This window comes from Fictibacillus marinisediminis (genome assembly GCF_023149135.1).
GTDB classification, from domain to species: domain Bacteria; phylum Bacillota; class Bacilli; order Bacillales; family Fictibacillaceae; genus Fictibacillus_C; species Fictibacillus_C marinisediminis.
Map to the genome: position 1 here is coordinate 3,632,591 of NZ_JAIWJX010000002.1, position 17,150 is coordinate 3,649,740.

Here is a 17,150-nt window from a genome sequence, read left to right on the forward strand (position 1 = left end):
AAGGTGCCAGGCACCACGTTTTGACATATGTCAAAAGGCGGTGCCTGGCACCCAATTTTATAGATTAATAAAGTTGTTTGGCCCCAAGATAGCGGTCGGTCCAGTAGGACAGCCTAATGTCGCTGACTGCTACGCCGCGAGATCCGCTGTGGACAAAATTATTATTGCCGATATAGATGCCCGCATGGGATGGCCCTTTTTTATAGGTTTCAAAAAATACGATGTCTCCCACTTTCGGCTGGCTTACCGTTTTTCCAGCATCCCAAATAGAAGCTATCGTTCTTGGCAGCTGTACATTTTGCTTTTTAAACAGATATACAAGGAATCCGCTGCAGTCAAAGCCTTCTTCCACCGTTTCGCCGCCCCACGTATAAGGCGTTCCGACAAGCTCTGCTGCATCACCTACTAGATTAATAACGCTGAATGGCTTGGCCGTTGTTTGCGGTTTAGCCGGTTCAATCCCCTTCTTTTTTACTTCAGCTTTGATTTTTTCAATGGTCTTGCTGTCGGCTACTCCCGTAACTGAAAGATTATAGGCTTTTTGAAATGATTTGACACTCGTCTCTGTCATCTTTCCAAAAATGTTATCTACCTTATATGTATAAAAACCAAGCACTTTTAAGTCGGATTGAAGCTGATAAACCTTGGGACCTACCGAATGCAGCCGCAGATCTGCAGATGAAGGAGGTGCCGTTTCATCTTCTTTTTTCTTTGCTTCGGCACTGATTATCGTGAGGGTCTTGCTGTCCGCCACTCCTGTAACCGGCAGCTTATACGCTTTTTGGAATGACTTGACGCTTGTCTCTGTCTTTTTTCCGAAAATCCTGTCCAGGCTATAATTGTAAAAACCAAGAGCTTTCAGATCAGATTGGAGCTCAAAGACTTCGGAACCTACCGAATTCAAGCGAAGGATGAACGAAGACTCAGCCGGCTTCGGCTTAGCCGGGACAGGCTTTTGGCTTTTCACGGGAGATGCTGATGATGTCTTAAAAAGTAATCTTTGTGTCTTATCATCTGCTATTCCCGATGCCGATATTTTCTTTTCCTTCTGATAAGCCTTTACAGCATCGGCTGTCACTCTGCCGAAATAACCTGTAATCTTAGGGTATTTAAAGTACTTAAGCTCCTTCAGCTTCCGCTGAAGCCGCTCTACCTCATTCCCTTGAGAGCCTTGTTTCAGCGTTTTATAGGTGGCTTTCACCGTTTTTGAAGTACTGGCAGGCGGTTTTACCCCTGGTTTCTGTGTGATCGCCCGGACAGTCATCTTCCCTGTTATGCCATCGATCACAATATGGTGCATTTTCTGAAACTCTTTTACCGCGTTTGTGGTAACCGGCCCATAATAACCTGTAACATTTGAAGACTTTAAATAGCCCTGATGCAAAAGCGCCCGCTGCAGTTCCTTAACATCCGGATGCTTCATACCGTTCCGTAACACTTGATCTCCTAACGCAGCCTCTCCTTTGGACGGAAGAAGCAGAATTGCCCCTGCACAAGCTGAGGAAATGACCAGAGTTTTAACCGCGTTCGTGTTACCCTTTTTCAAATGCGTATCCCTCCTTATTCGACCATAAGTGCCATATACTACTAAATATATCGGAAGAAACTGGCAGCTGACAAGGGAATTTTTTAACTTTTTTGTATATTTGGGTAGAACGAAGGAGACTTAGGTCTAATTGATTATAAGGGTGCCAGGCACCATCGTTACACAAGTGTGTAATGGCGGTGCCTGGCACCCTTTCTGTAACACCTTTTTATATTATAATACTTTCTTACTATTTAACTAGCTCCTTATACTTGTTATAGTTAAAAAGTCTTTATTTACTAGAATTTATTGGATAGTACTATTTTTGGTTAATTTTAACTACCAGGAGGAGAACTGAAATGAGTAAAAAGCTTAAAATTTCGCTGGCGGTGGTTTTCGTTGCCCTGCTTTCTTTTAGTACAGGTGCTTATGCCGCAACCAAATACTACCTGAACTTTAATGATAAGACCACCAAAACCGATGTAAGGATAATTAACAAAAAAGCATATGTCCCGTTGAATGACATCTCAAAACTGTTTGGCGGAAAGGTCAGCTACAACAGTAAAAAACATACGTATTATGTGAAAGCCAAAGATTATAATCCTGCGAACAGCCAAGTTAAGACATTCAATGTAAAAGCAACCGGTACTTCAGGGCCAATGAAAATCACCATTTCAAAGGTTACTCTGCATCCGAGCTTCAAAAAAGACAGCTACTCTTCACCTGTCCGTGCTGTTGTGATGGATGTTGCCGTTGAGAATACCAGCAAACAAACTGTTGAATGGTACCCTGCCCAAGGGGCACTCAACCTGAACACGAAGGAACAGGTGGAATTTTCACATCCTGATTCAGACCTGGTTGAGGGGACATTTAACGGACAAGTGATCAAAAAAGGAAAAGTCATTTATGAAGTTAAAAGCTCTTTAAGCAGTATCAAAAATCTAAAGTGGTCGATCAGCCAGCCGTTTGATAACGATTTAAATGGACTTGGACCTGATATTGTTGTTCCCATCACACTTATTAAATAACTTTTAAAAAAGCAAAGGATGGACACACGAGTGTCCAGCCTTTGCTTTTTTTTGGTGGTGCCAGGCACCGTTTTTTCGATTTTTTACACTCTTGTGTAATCACGGTGCCTGGCACCAATCAATAATCAACCAATCAAAAAATCATTTATCGAATCTCAGCTTTAAGCTTGTAGGAATGGACAGAGGCGTTGCCGTAACGGTCTTTTACTTGAATGTGGTACGTGCCTTTGCCGAGTGTTGTGTACAGCACTTCGGAGTCTCCATTTCCATAGTAGTTGCTCTTTGCTACTTGCTTGCCGTTCTTGTAAACGGTGATCACGCCGTCAATATCTGCAGACGTTTCGAGGGTAAGTTTCACGTTTGCTTTTTTGGTGAGGGACCATTTGTACCAGTCTGCATCAGTTTTATTCTTGATCATATTGAAATAGCCTGTGCCGCTGTACGATTTGCTGCTGACTTTTTTAAGGCTGAGCGGCTTGGATGGTTTGTTTCCTTTGACGACTGATTTTGCATCTTCATCCTTGCGATTCACAGACTCAACTTTTAATGTGTACGGGATAAATGACAGCTCAGGTTTATAATCGAAGAATCCGATTCCTACGATAAAGTAGCCTTTGCCTTTTTTCGTTGTGAAGGAACCTCTTGTTTCAGATCCTTCAATTCCCTTATACACTTCCTTCAGCTTGCCTAGCTCTGACTCATCTACCCTGCGGTTGCCGTTCGTGTCTTCTCCCACAAGAACAAGACCATAATAATCGTTCAGCAGTTCACTAGGATACTTTGCTTTCAACTCTTTCGTAACTGCTCCTTTAGTCAAAGAAACATTAGAGATGCCCGTCTCTTTGGCTTTCATATAGAAAGCGTCCATGTCTCCAGGCATTGAGAACATGCCGGTTGCTTTGTTATTTTTAAGGTCCTTGAAATGGTCCATCATATCATTCGGCTCGTTGGCGTCATCAGGATTGGACGCCAATAGCTTGGAGCTGAACTCATACGGATCATAGAGTGTAGATCCGTTCATTTTATTATTGGCGATTCTGACAAAATATTTTTTGCCTTTTTTCAGACCAGCAATCGCATGGTCTTCCAATGTTCCATCGAACCAGTCATTGCTGTAGTTGTCTCCAACTCTTCCAAGGTCCAGCTGCCATTCATCGTCTTCATCTTTATACTTCTCCAGCTGATAAATTTGAATCGCCGGCTTTTGGCCTTTTCCAAGATTGAAATCATAGATGCCGTCCTGTTTTGGAGAGAAGGAGAACCAGTCTTCATCCATCTGCTTTTGTAGAACTCCTGTTTCCTTTGACCCAAGAACATAAGGGTTGGCGTTGTCCACGATATCCTGCGGATCAATATCATTTTCTTGATTACTGATGATGATGATGATCTCTACATCCTGTTCGTGGGCTCTCTTGCGCTCTATTTGTTTCAAAGCTGCATAATCTTTAACCGTAATTTCCTTGTTTTCCAGTTTTCCTTCTGGTGAGTCCTCTTCAAAAGGAAGTCCGTCCTCATCTGGAGGAGTGACCTTGCTTTCGACATCAAGGCTGTAGGAAATCGCAGAAGGTTCCGGAGACTCTTCATCGATCATATCGAAGTCCATGAAGAAGTCAAATAGACCGTCAACGATCTCAGACTTATTCGTCGTGCTGATCAAGTAGTCAACGTTCGGAACCGCTTCAAAGACCATCGTCTCGCCTTCACCATAGCCGTTGGCGTTTTGATAGAACATTGGTTCAGGTCCGTCCATTTCCTCACCTGTGTCCTCGTCACCCGCCACTTGGCTTACCGCTTCTGCATCACCAGGATTTTCATCCGTGACCTGCTCCTCCGCGTAAACCTTCAGTGTGCTGTTGACGCCAGGAACTCCCGTCGTTTTCACTTTAACGAGCTGAGGCTTGTCCACTTTGAATGAATAGAAGTCTTCATCCTCGTTTTCACCAGTAAAGGTTCCTTTTGCGTGATACGGGAACGTACTGATGTTAGCAGGCTTATCCATCGTATTTTTATCAACCGGAAGCTCTTGAAGACGTTTGATTTTAAGCGTATATCGAGATGCAGCAGCCTTGGAATCATCAAAGTTTCCGTTGACGTCCTTCACTCCGATCGTCATATAGCCGCTGAAAGGGACTTGGAACAGTTTGCCTTCCGTTCCGTTAGCCTGAAGCTTATTAACGTCAAGCATGGTCGTGCTGTCCGTTCCGTAAAGGTTAAGCTTCAGCTTCAGGTCATAGTTTTTTGATCCTTTTAGAGAAGTCTGAATGTACTCCCCTTTGTTCACGTAAAACTTGACCCATTTTTCTTCATTGGCCTTCGTGATTTTTCCTTCTTTTACAAGGTCTTTATTGTTTACCGGGAAAATCTCAGTCGCTGCGTCTTTAATTTCTTTTTCCGTTTGGAGCGGCTTAACCGATGCAGGAATGTTTTTGACATTAAACTTAAGGGCAGAGACAGGCTGGACAAGTCCGTGCGCGTACTTTGTATCATAGCCCTTGGAACCAAGGTCTTTTGCTGTATGTTCAAGTACATATTCGACCTGTGCCGGTTTGAGCGAAGGATACTTGGAAAGCAGCAGTGAAGCTGTACCCGCAACAACCGGAGAGGCCATGCTCGTTCCGCTCATTTTCTCAAACGTTGATTTCTTTTCATAATCATAAAGCGGCGCATAAATAGCCTCCCCTGGTGCTACTATGTCAACAGATGGCCCATAGTTGGAATACCAGGACAGCTTGTTTTTTGCGTTTGTAGAACCTACACTAATGACGCCTTCAAAAGCGGATGGGTAGAACGCCGCATCTGTAGCATTATTGCCTGCTGCAGCCACAACCGTAACGTTCGCTTTGATGGCTGTTTTCACCGCATCTTCAATTAACGGAGAAGGAGCAGAGCTGCCAAGGCTCATGTTGATCACTTTTGCACCGTCATGAACCGCTTTTAAAATGGCATCGGCAATCGTATAATCGCTCGCACCCATACCGCGGTCAAAGACGTCATAAGACATGATTTTAGCATTAGGATTCACACCATATCCGCCAACCCCATTGCCTTTTTTAGCAGCAATAATCCCGCTGACATGCGTGCCGTGGAAATCAGGCATCGCCTGGTTCATCGGATCGTTCGCGTTATAGCTGGAAATGACCTGTCCTTTTAACTCTGGATGGTTTCTGTCCACTCCCTGGTCGATCACCGCAACCTTAACCGCATGTTTGCCGGCAAGCTCCTGGGCTTTCGCGATCTGTAAAAGTGACAGATGATATTGCTTGCCCGTTTTCGGGTCTGGCGCAGAGAGCGTTTTAGAAAGAATGCTTGGTGAAACAGACGCTACCTTCCCCAATTTTTGATAGATTTTCATTACTTGCTCAAATTTTTTCTTGTTGTTGACTCGAACGACTGTGTATTTATATTGGCTGTACGACCGGATCACTGTCGCTCCCGCGTTCTTGTGATCTGTGGACGTCAGCGGTTTTGTGTACTTGATGACGAGCGTATCGTCACTGAATAAAGGCTTGTTGCTTTTTGCTGTGCTTCCTTTTGTGACGTTTTCAAGTTCAGTCATCGCCAGCGATTTCTTTGAAACTGACGGGACTTTGACTTCCGCGTGAACGGCAGAATATCCGCTGGCCAGCATGCTGGCAGACAGACCTACAGCCGCAATCTGCTTTTTCCAATTTTTCATGTGCTATCCTCCAAATTCAGCATAAAAAAAGTAAAACGATGTCGTGCTGCATGTTTCTTCTTTTCCCACCCCACTTTTGCATAGAGCATACCTTACGATTCGACGGCATTTACTAAACTCCTCTATTTTTTACAAAAAATGGTTAAAACGGTGCCAGGCACCGTCGTTACACAAGTGTGTAATTGCGGTGCCTGGCACCCAATCAATTGCACCACATACAAAAAGCTCTCCGGATACTAACCGGAGAGCTTTTAAGCTGATGATTGGATTTCGTTACTTTACAGTAATTTTAGTAGATTTGCTTTTGTTGCCTGCTGCATCAGTCGCAGTAACATAAAGAACCGTTCCGCGTTTTTGGGCTTTGATCGGAGCTTTGTAGGCACCTGAAGAGCTCGCCGCCGCTTTTCCGATAACAGTCTTCCCTTTTTTAACTTCTATTTTTGATTTCTTTTCTGCTTTTCCGGTAACGTATTTATCGTTACTGTCGACTTTGTTTACCTTGGGAGCAGCCGGAGCAACAGCTTCGAAGGTAGTGAACTTAACACTGTAAGGCTTGGCTGACCAGTGGTTGTTCGCTTCATAAATGGTCACATAATTAATGCCCGGTTTCAGTTTGGCATACCATGTTTCTGCTTTGCCCACACCGCTTTTATCAGCAATTTTTTCATACGTCAGCTTTCCGTCAGCTGAGATTCTGTCTACGGCAACGACCGGATCCATGCCTGCTGTGGCTGATACTTCAATCTTCACATTGTATTCTTTCGTCAATTTAAAACGGTACATGTCCCCATCAAACGGAACATCAAACCTATCCTTATAAACCGTTCCCTTGCTCATCCACTTGGCTTTTGCCGGAATATCCGTTGTATCTCCAGCAAGAGAAGGAAATTTCGTCTCTAAAGCTTTGGCTGCATCAATTCTTCCGTATCCATAAAAGTCAGTCAGGCCGGCAGCGTTTTTATAGCCCTCACGATCAGGCTTGAATGCTGATTTTTCAATCATATATTCGACTTGCTGAGGTGTCAGCGCTGGATTTTTCGTTAGTAAAAGAGAGGCCAGTCCTGAAACCATCGGCGTGGAGAATGATGTCCCGGACACATCCCGCGAGCCGTATTTTCCGTTCATTAAGGTTGTCATGATGTTTGTACCTGGAGCAACGACATCGAGTTCAGGCCCTCTGCTCGAGAACGGAGCGATAACATCATTGTATCTCGTCGCACCGACACTGATGACCTGCGGATAGGCAGCCGGATAGTTCACACCGTACACTGGATTCTCGTTACCTGAAGCCGCTACCAGAATAATTCCTTTATGGACTGCTTCCATGATGGCATCATATTCTGCCTGGCTCGGTTCGGCTGATCCAAAGCTCATATTGATGACTCTCGCACCATGATCAATGGCGTAATGAAGACCGGCGATCGCACTTGAATTCGGAATGCTTACTTTCCCGCCAACCCGTACAGGAAGAATCTGAACATGGTTATTTAAACCGCTGATGCCGATCTTGTTGTCAGTCGCTGCGGCTATGATTCCGGAGACCTCTGTCCCGTGGCCGACCGTATCATTGGATGTTTTAAGGTTGTTCACAAAATCTTTGCCCTTGAGCACCTTCCCTTTTAGGTCGGGATGATCAGCATTAACTCCCGTGTCCAAAACCGCAACGATGACCGGTTTCTGTCCTGCTGGCGGATTCACTAGATCTTTTGCCCAGTTGATCTTTTTTAATGCCCACTGCTGGTCATACAGTTTATCGTTTGGCTTTACCGTCTCAGCTGTTCTTTTTGAAAGGTAGTTCGGTTCAGCATATTCCACAGCCCGATCAGTTTTGATCTGTGACAGTGTTTTTTCATAGTTTTTGTCGTTTGGAACCTGGTAAACACTGATGCCTTCTTCTTTCAGGATAGAAGGTGCAGAGGTGGTTTCCAGGCCGTATGAAGAAGGTGCAAACGCGTTTCCTTCTTTCGTTTTTACAATAATTTCTCTTTTATTAACGTTAGCCAGATCTATGGATTCGGACGGCTGTTCAATCGTTTGTGTGCTAAAGAATAGGTTTCTTTTCGCAAGCTCTGTTCCTTGCGCATGGACAGCTGTTCCTAATAGGCCTGTACCTACCAATCCAGCGGTTAAAATGGACATCGTTCGTTTAAATGTATTCATTCTCTTCCCCATCTTTTGTCTAATTTTATGCAAGCTTTATTATATCATTTTTCTTTTCTAGTAAAATGAAATATCTTAAAAATATTGGAAATTTTGTGGTGTGCGATGCCAGGCACCGCGATTACACAAGTGTCAAAAGCCGGTGCCTGGCACCAAACTCATGGCACCAAACTCAAATCATTAAAAGTTACAGCACTGGAGTCCTTCTCACAATCTCGCCATATTCTGCTCCTTCTATGAAACTCTTATAATTGTCCTGCTTAGGGGATGGGAATTGAGAGAGGATGTAATCGGTTTTCACTTTTACTCCTTGGTCTATTCCCATGGAGATATAGTGCCTGTAACTCGTCCACTCGTAATCTTCTGCATTGCATACCATCATAGCCGCTACAGGGTTTTGATGAATGTACCGGCTGACATCAATTAAATACATCATGGAATCAATGAGAGAAGCGCCATAACGGCCCTGAAACACATGTCCCACCTGATCGTATTTTCGATTAATGTATTTTGCATATTGTGTATTCAGGTATCCCATAGCTTCACCAGGGGGGCTTACGGTTGTTTCCAGAAGGAGATGGGTGTGGTTGGACATGAGGCAATAAGCATGAAGGTTAACAGGATGGCGCCTGTTTGTCTTTCTCAGCAAATATAAGTAATAGAGGTAATCTTCACGTTCATGAAAAATAGGTGTTTTACGGTTTCCTCTGCAGGTAATGTGGTAGATCGCGCCCGGAAACCAGGTTCGTTGTTTGCGCGGCATTACGGGGCTCCTTTCAGGAATTGGGGGATTAAATGATGGGAAGAGATTGATGCAAAACGAAGAGGTAAAATATTATGTTCTACAGCCTGTCTCACTTCCCTGCCTAAGGCAAGAAAAAAATATATGGTGCCTGGCACCGCGAATACACAAGTGTGTAAAGGCGGTGCCAGGCACCATGAATAGCACCATTAATATAGTTATCTAAAGTAGCTGTTCAGTCCTTCGGCGATGCCGGCGGCTGCTTTTTGCTGATGAGCGGATGTTCGGACGATCTGCTCTTCACTTTTATTGGATAAGAACCCTAGCTCGACAAGCACACATGGACGCTTGTTGGTACGCAGAACTTGAAGGTTTTTCCCGGCAATTCCACGGCTCTTAAATCCTGTATATTTCACAACGCTCTGCTGTACAAGGGAAGCCAGTCCGCTGTATGCAGAACCGGGCTGATAGAACGTTTCAATTCCTGTTCCGGCAGAAGGCCCTGAATTATAGTGAATGCTTACAAACGCATCGACCAAATAACTATTGCTTAATTGCGGGCGTGAAGTTAACGCGATGGCTGTATCGGTGGAGCGTGTCATATAGACCTTGGCTCCTGCCGCTTTCAGCTTCTGAGCTAAAATAAGCGCGGTAGATAACGTTACATTTTTTTCATATGTGCCGTATCCTGCACCAACAGCTCCTACGTCATAGCCGCCGTGCCCTGGGTCAATCATGATTTTCTTCCCTCTTAGATTGGGGAAACTTGAAGGGAGAGAAAGGCTATTGTCATTAATTTTGGTAAAGGTGATGTAGGCTTTATGTACCCAGCCTTTTATTCCGCTGGATGTTTTGATGTTCAGCCAGTCTCCTTTGCTTGAGTACACTTGCACTTCGGCTCCGGTATTCAGCTTAGCTACGACCTTAAAAGATGTACCCGCGTTTTCTCTTACATTTAAATCATTCGTCGTGACGTATCCTTTTTTAACAGAAGGCTGTACGGTTACCGGAGCAGTCGCTGATAAGTATTTTTTAGACACCCATCCTTTTGTGCCGTTTGAAGCCTGGATATAGCTCCATGTGCTTCCCGGGTCCAAAACCTTTACCTGCTGGCCTTTTTTCAAGGTCATCAACGACTTGCTTGAGGTTGTTGCCTTCTCTCTTAGGTTCAGAGAGCCAGTATTAACATAGGCATAAACCGTTTTAACCGGTGCAGGGGCAGGGGCCTTGCTGGCTATATAGTTTTTAAGAACCCAGCCTGTTTTTCCATTGGGAGCCTTTGCATTGTGCCAGGAACCTGATGTTTTCAGGATGGTAATCTTTGTTCCTCTCTTTAACTGCATCAGAGATTTGCTTGTCGTTGATGCCTTCTCTCTGAGCGTTAAAAAAGAAGAAGCGTTCACATAGCCATACACTGTTTTTGCTTTTGGTGCTGAAGAAGGCGCAGGAGCTTTCGTAGAGATGTAGCTCTTGGACACATAGCCTTTCTTGCTTCCGGATGCCTGAATATAATACCAGGAACCCGACGTTTTTAAGATGGTAACCTTGTTTCCTTTTTTCAATAGCAAAATGGATTTGCTGGAGGTCGTGGCTTTTTCCCTCAGATTGAGAGAGGAAGCCGTGACATACCCTGTTTTTGTTGCAGAGGATGCGGATACGCTGATTTTTTTCAGATATTTGGATGATACCCAGCCTGTCCCCTTTTTCAAATTCACCTGAGACCATCCGTTAGACTCTGCCTTAATCGTAACGGCTGCATCCTTTTTCAGTTTATCGATAATACTGCTGCTGGTACTAGGCTTCGATCTGACATTTAGAATCGATGCTGTAACTTTTGCTTTTGTTTGGCTCGCTGCAGCGTCTGCATGTGTGGTAAAAAGAGATAAAATAAATGCCAGGATGAGAGCCAGTGAAGTAATCTTTCTCAAAAGCTGTAAGCCCCCTTTCTCACTTTCTATCTTTTCTACTAATCTTTTTCTACTATTTCTATCGGCAAATCGACGGAAAAATCCACCAAATTTCTACTAAAAATTCAGGTGCCAGGCACCGCGTTTTGACATATGTGTAATCGCGGTGCCTGGCACCTATTTATTTCACTGCCGTTACTTTTATGGAATAAGGGTCTTTAGCCCAATGGTAGTTGTTGTCGTAAACAGTGAGATAATACGTACCGGCAGTCAATGAAGACGTGAACGACTCTTTTCCGTTTAATCCTCGGGCATCATGGGGTTTTTCATTGATGACCTTGCCGTTGCTGTATTTATCAATCCATACCGTACTGTTAATGCCGGCTACCCCGCTGACATCGACTCTGACATTGGTTTTCTTGGAAACTTTGAATGTAAACCAATCGACATCGCTCGGGGTATCGAACTTATCGCTATATAGCTTGCCAACAGTCACTTTTTTCGCTTTTGAGCGCCGATCACCCACATCATTCTTTAAACTGGGAAGCTTCGTATAGAACGGTTTGAGAGCAACCGCCCGGCCATATCCATAATATTGATTCCATTTTCCTTTATATTTGGCAGGCAAATAGGCAGAGCTCTCAAGCAGATACTCCACATCATCAGGATATAAAGAAGGTTCTTCAGCAAGAAGAAGCGAAGCAAGGCCGCTGACAATCGGTGCGGAAAAAGATGTACCATCAAAATAGTCATACTCACCATCGATTGCCGCTGTTAAAACATCTGTTCCTGGAGCTACGATGTCCAATAATTCTCCGTAATTGGAAAAATCAGCGATACCGTCGTTGGGAGTGGACGCCCCTACACTTAGAACCTCTGGATAGGCTGCAGGATAACCTACAGAATCATCTTCATTTCCTGATGCCGCAACAAGCACAATTCCTTTTTCATAAGCAGAACGGATAGCATCATATTCAATGTCCTCATACTCACTTCCGCCATAGCTCATGTTGATCACATCAGCTTTTTGTGAAATGGCATAATAGATTCCCTCGACGCAATCACTCGTTGACATTCCTTCTTCATCCCCTACACGGACTGGAAGTATATCAGCATACGGATTGATTCCAGCCATGCCTATACCATTGTTTACAGTAGCCGCAATGACACCTGCAACAGCTGTTCCATGGCCGTCATTATCCATGGGATCGCTGTCTTCATCGTATGTATCGTAGCCAGATAACACTCTTCCTTCTAAATCCGGATGAGTGTAGTCAACACCTGAGTCGATAACAGCCACCTTTATCCTCGCCTTTGGTGATAGTCCAAGCCATGCGTTTGGAACTTTCATTTTGGGAAGCGACCACTGATAAGAATAATAAGGATCGTTCGACATTTTCTTGACCATATAATCTGGCTCGGCTGATTCTATGTGAGCTGACCGCTTTATTTTTCTTAGAGTTCCTTCATAATTTAGCTTTTTCGGAATTCGAACCACCTTAAGATTCTCATTTCCTAAAATAGAAGAAGAGTCCGCGATCGTAACACCGAACCCCTTTACAAGTTCCTCATTCGACAGCGTGGTCTTCACGATGGCCTGCCTGTTTTTTACATGATCATTAGAATGATTACTCATTAAATGGATCTTGCTGCTCGGTTGAAAAGACTTCTTTCTTCGCTGCCAGTTCTCATCATCCGCTGAAGCTGACGTACTAAAAGAACTTAATAAAATACTGCACAACGCAACTCCTGCCATAAAACGACTATACTTTTTCACACTGCTGCCCCTCATCATCCTTTTTCTGTGTTACCATTTTTATATCGGGTATCAGCCTCCATGATTTAGAAAATATAGGTAAATCATCATACCTGAACTCTAAAAACACCTGCGCGACTGAACACTTAGAACCTGATAATTTACTATTAATTACAATTATACAATATATTACAAATAATGGTGCCAGGCACCGCGATTACACACTTGTGTAATTGGGGTGCCTGGCACCAGATATTAGGGTATGGTACATTGGAATAAAATTTAACAGGGGAAGGCGGCAGAAAACGATGGAGCATTTTCTTCTTTTTGTGGTCATGGCGGTTTGCCTGATTATTCTTCCAGGCCCTGATACAGCCATTGACACGAGAAACACGTTATCTCTAGGAAAGACTGGCGGTTTTAAAACCATGCTTGGAACATGCGGCGCCTTGCTCATTCACACCATGGCAGCTGTCGTAGGCCTGTCTGCCATCATTGTAAAATCGGCAATGCTTTTTTCTATTTTCAAGTATGCCGGGGCGGTCTATCTGATCTACATCGGAATAAAGTCGCTCTGGTCTTTAAAGGACCGGAATATTGAAACAGCCTATTCAGCAGAATCTGCAGTTCAAACACCCGGAATCCGAAAGTCCTCATCTTGTTTCAGACAGGGATTCCTTACAAATCTTCTAAACCCAAAGGTCGCACTTTTCTTCTTAACGTTTCTCCCGCAATTTCTTGAACGCGGCAGCAACGCCTTTGTGCAATTTTCCATCATGGGTCTCACCTACACACTTCTGACAGCGGCCTGGTTTTTCTTTTACATCTATTTGATTAACCAGATCAGTGTCTTTATGAAAAAGCCGGCGACTCAGCGTGTCATGCAGGGAGTAACGGGTGTGGTACTCATCGGCTTCGGCATGAAGCTCGCTTTAGAAAAGCAGAACTAAACAACGCCTCACCGATCCTCTTGAAGCTGCAAGAGGGTTTTTTTGTGACATAATGTTACAAATTGAAGTATTACGGGTATTGATTGGAAAGTTATTTTCATTATTTAAATATTTTACACTTGTAAGGGAGGGGAAGAAAAATGTTTAAGGTAGTTGGTGTTTATAAGACAGAACAAGAAGCAGTGGAAGAACGGAATCAATTGAAACCGAAAAACGAAAACAGCACATTTTTAGTCGTTGGGCCTTATGAGACCATTGAAGAAAAAGAAGATAACGAGCAGATCATACAGCATTTTTTGGACCAATCCGACAACTCATCCTTCTCACAGAATCTCTCAGGAAAAGAGAGACTCGTCTTTCTAGGAGTAGATCATAAAGAAGCGGAGCATTACGGAAGCCACCTCGAGACAGGGGAATTTTTATTATTGAGAGAGTAAGGCTCCATTTCATCACAAAAAAAGGCATCCGTGCTTCGTTGCACAGATGCCTTTCTTATTTTAAGCCTCTAAAGAATCTTTGTTTTTAGCCTGGCGGATTTCATTGTAAAATTCAGCTGAAGACGCGGACATATAAGGCGTCAGCCAAAGAAACCCGATAAACAGTGTAACTACCGCCAGGATCACCCAGCCGATAAAACTAAGCTGAAGAAGGAAGTACTTCCACTTGTAGCCGTCCATTAATCTGCGGCTTTCGGTAATGGCACCCGTAATCGAAATCCCCGGGTTGTCTTTCAAGACATAGAATGTTTGCGAATAAGCAAGCCCTTTGATAATACCCGGAACAATCAATAGCAGGGTCCAAAGAACTGTGAAAATCCATACCAGGATCGTTGTTCCAATAATCTTTAAGAACGTACCGATGTCCAAGAAAGGCTGAAACATGTTCTTCACTTCTTGAGGCTCCCGCCTTATAAGGCTCAGAAAGACCCAGCTAAAGCCAATCGTGATTGGGTAAACAATACCGTTAATAATCCAAGAAAAAATATATGCTGATAGGCTTCGTTCAGCTCCATTAAATTCGTCCTTTCCTCCCAATACAAAAAAATCAATCAGGTTAGGAAGAAAAAACGTAAAGAATCCCAAAAGGATTGTCAATAGAACCCCAAAGCCCCATTTGTTTTCCAGGGCAACCCGTGCTTCCTTCTTTATTTCTCCAATACTCATGCCTCTTTCACCTTACCTTTTTTGTTTCAATTCTTTTTGCAAAATAGTTATTCTTTGGAAAAAGCCATTATATCACATGTCATTTTGCAGTATGCTCTTTTTTTAGGTGAAGGGCTTCTTCGGATCGGTCCAGCCAGTCGGCAACTAAAGCATTGAAGACTGCGGGCTGTTCAATCTGCAGGTTGTGCCCCGCCCGGTCCAATACAGCAAAAGATGCACGAGGAAATTGATCCAGGATGGCCCAATGATCTTTGAAGCCGACAACAGCATCCTGCCTGCCAGTAAAAAACAGCACAGGCTTCTCAAAGGGCTGCGGCAAGTCGATAGAAAAGGAAAAAGCGTAATTCTGTTTTATTTTCTCCAGAAAAACAGGATCTGCCAGCATCACACCTGGTATGATTTCTTCCCTCGTTCGTTTCAGTACATATTCATCCTGTACAACTGCTATAGACGCAAACTCCCTGGCTTCTTCCAACGGAAGGGATGCGATTAGCTGCTCATCTGTTTTAATGACCGTATGCTCCGGCAGCTCTCTTTTTTCACGTTCTGCGTAGATCGGTGAACAAATCGTGAGCAAGCCTTCTACCCTATCCCCCATTTTCGTCATGACGCCTCTCGCCAGATAGCCTCCATAGGATTCACCAGCAAGTAAAAAAGATTGTCCGGGTATTACTGTTTCAATAAAACGCAACACAACATCCAGCATATCATCCGTCCCGGTCAGCCAATACTCCCCTTTGGTCCGGCCCATTCCCGGCAGATCCAAATAGATTCGCTGAAACCCGCTTCGGTCTTTAAAAACCGGCTCCATGCAGCCTTCCATCAACCGGTAATCCGGCGAGAAACCATGAATCATGATGATAGGCTTCCCTTCCCCATGTACCTCATAATGAACCTGAATATCTCCAAGATCGCAAAACATGTACATCGCCCTTTCATTGACGGTGCCATCACGTGGTGCCTGGCACCCAATTTTGCCTTCTATTCTTATCCTCATTTTAACATTACTTCCTGAAAAGAAGGCTTCATTCACCCATTTGCCGAATAAGAATGTGGTGCCAGGCACCACGATTACACATATGTCAAAACGCGGGTGCCTGGCACCCAAAATAACAAAACTCCGAAACACAGCAAAAAAGGTTAAGAATTACTATCTGCTGCACATTAAGATAGAGTCATGAGGGAGGCGGACGTATGGATTACTTCAACAGCATTCAGAATACGATCGATTATATTGAGGAGAACTTGGAAGAACCCTTGACGCTTCCGGATCTTGCCAGGATTGCCTGCTTCTCGCCTTTTCACTTTCACCGCGTCTTTTTGATGTTGGTCGGCCATCCGGTGATGGATTACATCCGGAAAAGAAGACTTGCGCACGCAGCGGACCTGCTTGTCCATTCAGAGCTTAAGATTGTGGACATTGCCTTCAGCTGCGGGTTTTCTTCCCACGAATCCTTTAACCGGGCTTTCAAAAAGCTATTCGCGGTGACACCCACACTGTTCCGAAAAGAGAAGCTGTACACCTTTACGCTTCCTGAAAAAGCCGCCCTCATCAAAAAACCTATCGTAGGAGGACCATTTATGCAGCCGAAAATTTATATGAAGCCTGAATTTAACGTCATCGGTTATGAGCTCAAGACCACTTCTGAAGATGGTAAAAATCTAAAGGAAATCCCTGTCTTTTGGCAGACCTATTTACAAAACAATAAGATGAGAGAGGCTATCCCCAACAAGAAGGACCCTTCCGTGGAGCTCGGCATCTGCACAGATTTTAACCAGGAAAACGGCTCGTTCAGTTACCTGATCTGCTCTGAAGTTACGGATTCCAATAACGTTCCCGAAGGTCTTGTGGCCAGGACGTTCCCTGAAACCAAGTATGCCGTATTCACGACCCCGAAAGTAGCAGAAAACGAGTTTTCCGACAGCATTCAGGCGACATGGCAGTACATTTTTAAAGAATGGTTCCCTTCTTCCGGCTACGAACATGCCGGCGGAGTTGAGATCGAGCTGTACGATGATCGAAGCATAAGCCCTGAATCCAAACAGATGGACATTCTGGTCCCTATAAAATAACATGAAAAAAAGACGGCAATCTCCTTAACCATCAAGGAAATGCCGTCTTTTTCAGTACGTTTCTTTTTAAATATTTTATAAAGTTTCTATAAATAATTATTAAGAATGTCGAATTCTGTTGCTCTCTTTCCTTCTTCATTGTTATGGTGTTCATGAATTGCTTTGGAACG

The 17,150-nt window shown here is 44.0% G+C and carries 12 protein-coding genes; 4 read left to right on the forward strand and 8 right to left on the reverse strand.

Going from position 1 to position 17,150, the window contains the following annotated elements:
* Window positions 1-64 precede the first annotated feature (64 nt).
* The gene (locus LCY76_RS19290; protein WP_248253969.1) at window positions 65-1,546 is read right to left on the reverse strand and encodes a C40 family peptidase; all 1,482 of its coding nucleotides are present in this window, start codon (window positions 1,544-1,546) and stop codon (window positions 65-67) included.
* 338 nt (window positions 1,547-1,884) lie between these two features.
* Between LCY76_RS19290 and LCY76_RS19295 the strand changes: the two genes are divergently transcribed.
* Entirely contained in the window at window positions 1,885-2,553 is a 669-nt protein-coding gene (locus tag LCY76_RS19295) for a copper amine oxidase N-terminal domain-containing protein (RefSeq protein ID WP_248253970.1), read from the forward strand.
* 145 nt (window positions 2,554-2,698) lie between these two features.
* On the opposite strand, the gene LCY76_RS19300 is transcribed toward LCY76_RS19295, so the two are convergent.
* The 5 genes from LCY76_RS19300 to LCY76_RS19320 all read right to left on the reverse strand — a co-directional run bounded on the left by LCY76_RS19300 (window position 2,699) and on the right by LCY76_RS19320 (window position 12,815).
* Complete coding sequence (locus tag LCY76_RS19300) at window positions 2,699-6,229, reverse strand: S8 family serine peptidase (protein ID WP_248253971.1); 3,531 nt, start codon at window positions 6,227-6,229, stop codon at window positions 2,699-2,701.
* Window positions 6,230-6,502: 273 nt separating this feature from the next.
* On the reverse strand, window positions 6,503-8,389 hold the full coding sequence (locus LCY76_RS19305; protein ID WP_248253972.1) for a S8 family serine peptidase: 1,887 nt from the start codon (window positions 8,387-8,389) through the stop codon (window positions 6,503-6,505).
* Between the two features lie 187 nt (window positions 8,390-8,576).
* Window positions 8,577-9,152: a transposase gene (locus LCY76_RS19310; protein ID WP_248253973.1), complete on the reverse strand. Its 576-nt coding sequence runs from the start codon at window positions 9,150-9,152 to the stop codon at window positions 8,577-8,579.
* A 197-nt stretch (window positions 9,153-9,349) separates the two neighbouring features.
* Complete coding sequence (locus LCY76_RS19315; RefSeq protein ID WP_248253974.1) at window positions 9,350-11,059, reverse strand: N-acetylmuramoyl-L-alanine amidase family protein; 1,710 nt, start codon at window positions 11,057-11,059, stop codon at window positions 9,350-9,352.
* A 160-nt stretch (window positions 11,060-11,219) separates the two neighbouring features.
* Window positions 11,220-12,815 carry a S8 family peptidase gene (locus LCY76_RS19320; RefSeq protein ID WP_248253975.1) on the reverse strand — a complete coding sequence of 532 codons (1,596 nt, stop codon included), beginning with the start codon at window positions 12,813-12,815 and terminating at the stop codon, window positions 11,220-11,222.
* A 287-nt stretch (window positions 12,816-13,102) separates the two neighbouring features.
* Between LCY76_RS19320 and LCY76_RS19325 the strand changes: the two genes are divergently transcribed.
* Together LCY76_RS19325 and LCY76_RS19330 are read left to right on the forward strand one after the other, a co-directional pair.
* Window positions 13,103-13,744 (forward strand): LysE family translocator, encoded by a 642-nt coding sequence (locus LCY76_RS19325; RefSeq protein ID WP_248253976.1) that lies wholly within the window; start codon window positions 13,103-13,105, stop codon window positions 13,742-13,744.
* A 140-nt stretch (window positions 13,745-13,884) separates the two neighbouring features.
* Window positions 13,885-14,181, forward strand: a complete 297-nt coding sequence (locus LCY76_RS19330) for a hypothetical protein (protein ID WP_248253977.1) — start codon at window positions 13,885-13,887, stop codon at window positions 14,179-14,181.
* Between the two features lie 60 nt (window positions 14,182-14,241).
* Here the strand turns inward: LCY76_RS19330 and LCY76_RS19335 are convergent, their stop codons facing one another.
* A complete protein-coding gene (locus LCY76_RS19335; RefSeq protein WP_248253978.1) occupies window positions 14,242-14,907 on the reverse strand; it encodes a DUF975 family protein in 666 nt (221 codons plus the stop codon).
* A 79-nt stretch (window positions 14,908-14,986) separates the two neighbouring features.
* Window positions 14,987-15,904, reverse strand: a complete 918-nt coding sequence (locus LCY76_RS19340; RefSeq protein ID WP_336606267.1) for an alpha/beta fold hydrolase — start codon at window positions 15,902-15,904, stop codon at window positions 14,987-14,989.
* Between the two features lie 197 nt (window positions 15,905-16,101).
* On the opposite strand from LCY76_RS19340, the gene LCY76_RS19345 reads away from it, so the two are divergent.
* On the forward strand, window positions 16,102-16,980 hold the full coding sequence (locus tag LCY76_RS19345; RefSeq protein ID WP_248253979.1) for an AraC family transcriptional regulator: 879 nt from the start codon (window positions 16,102-16,104) through the stop codon (window positions 16,978-16,980).
* The last annotated feature ends 170 nt before the right edge of the window (window positions 16,981-17,150 follow it).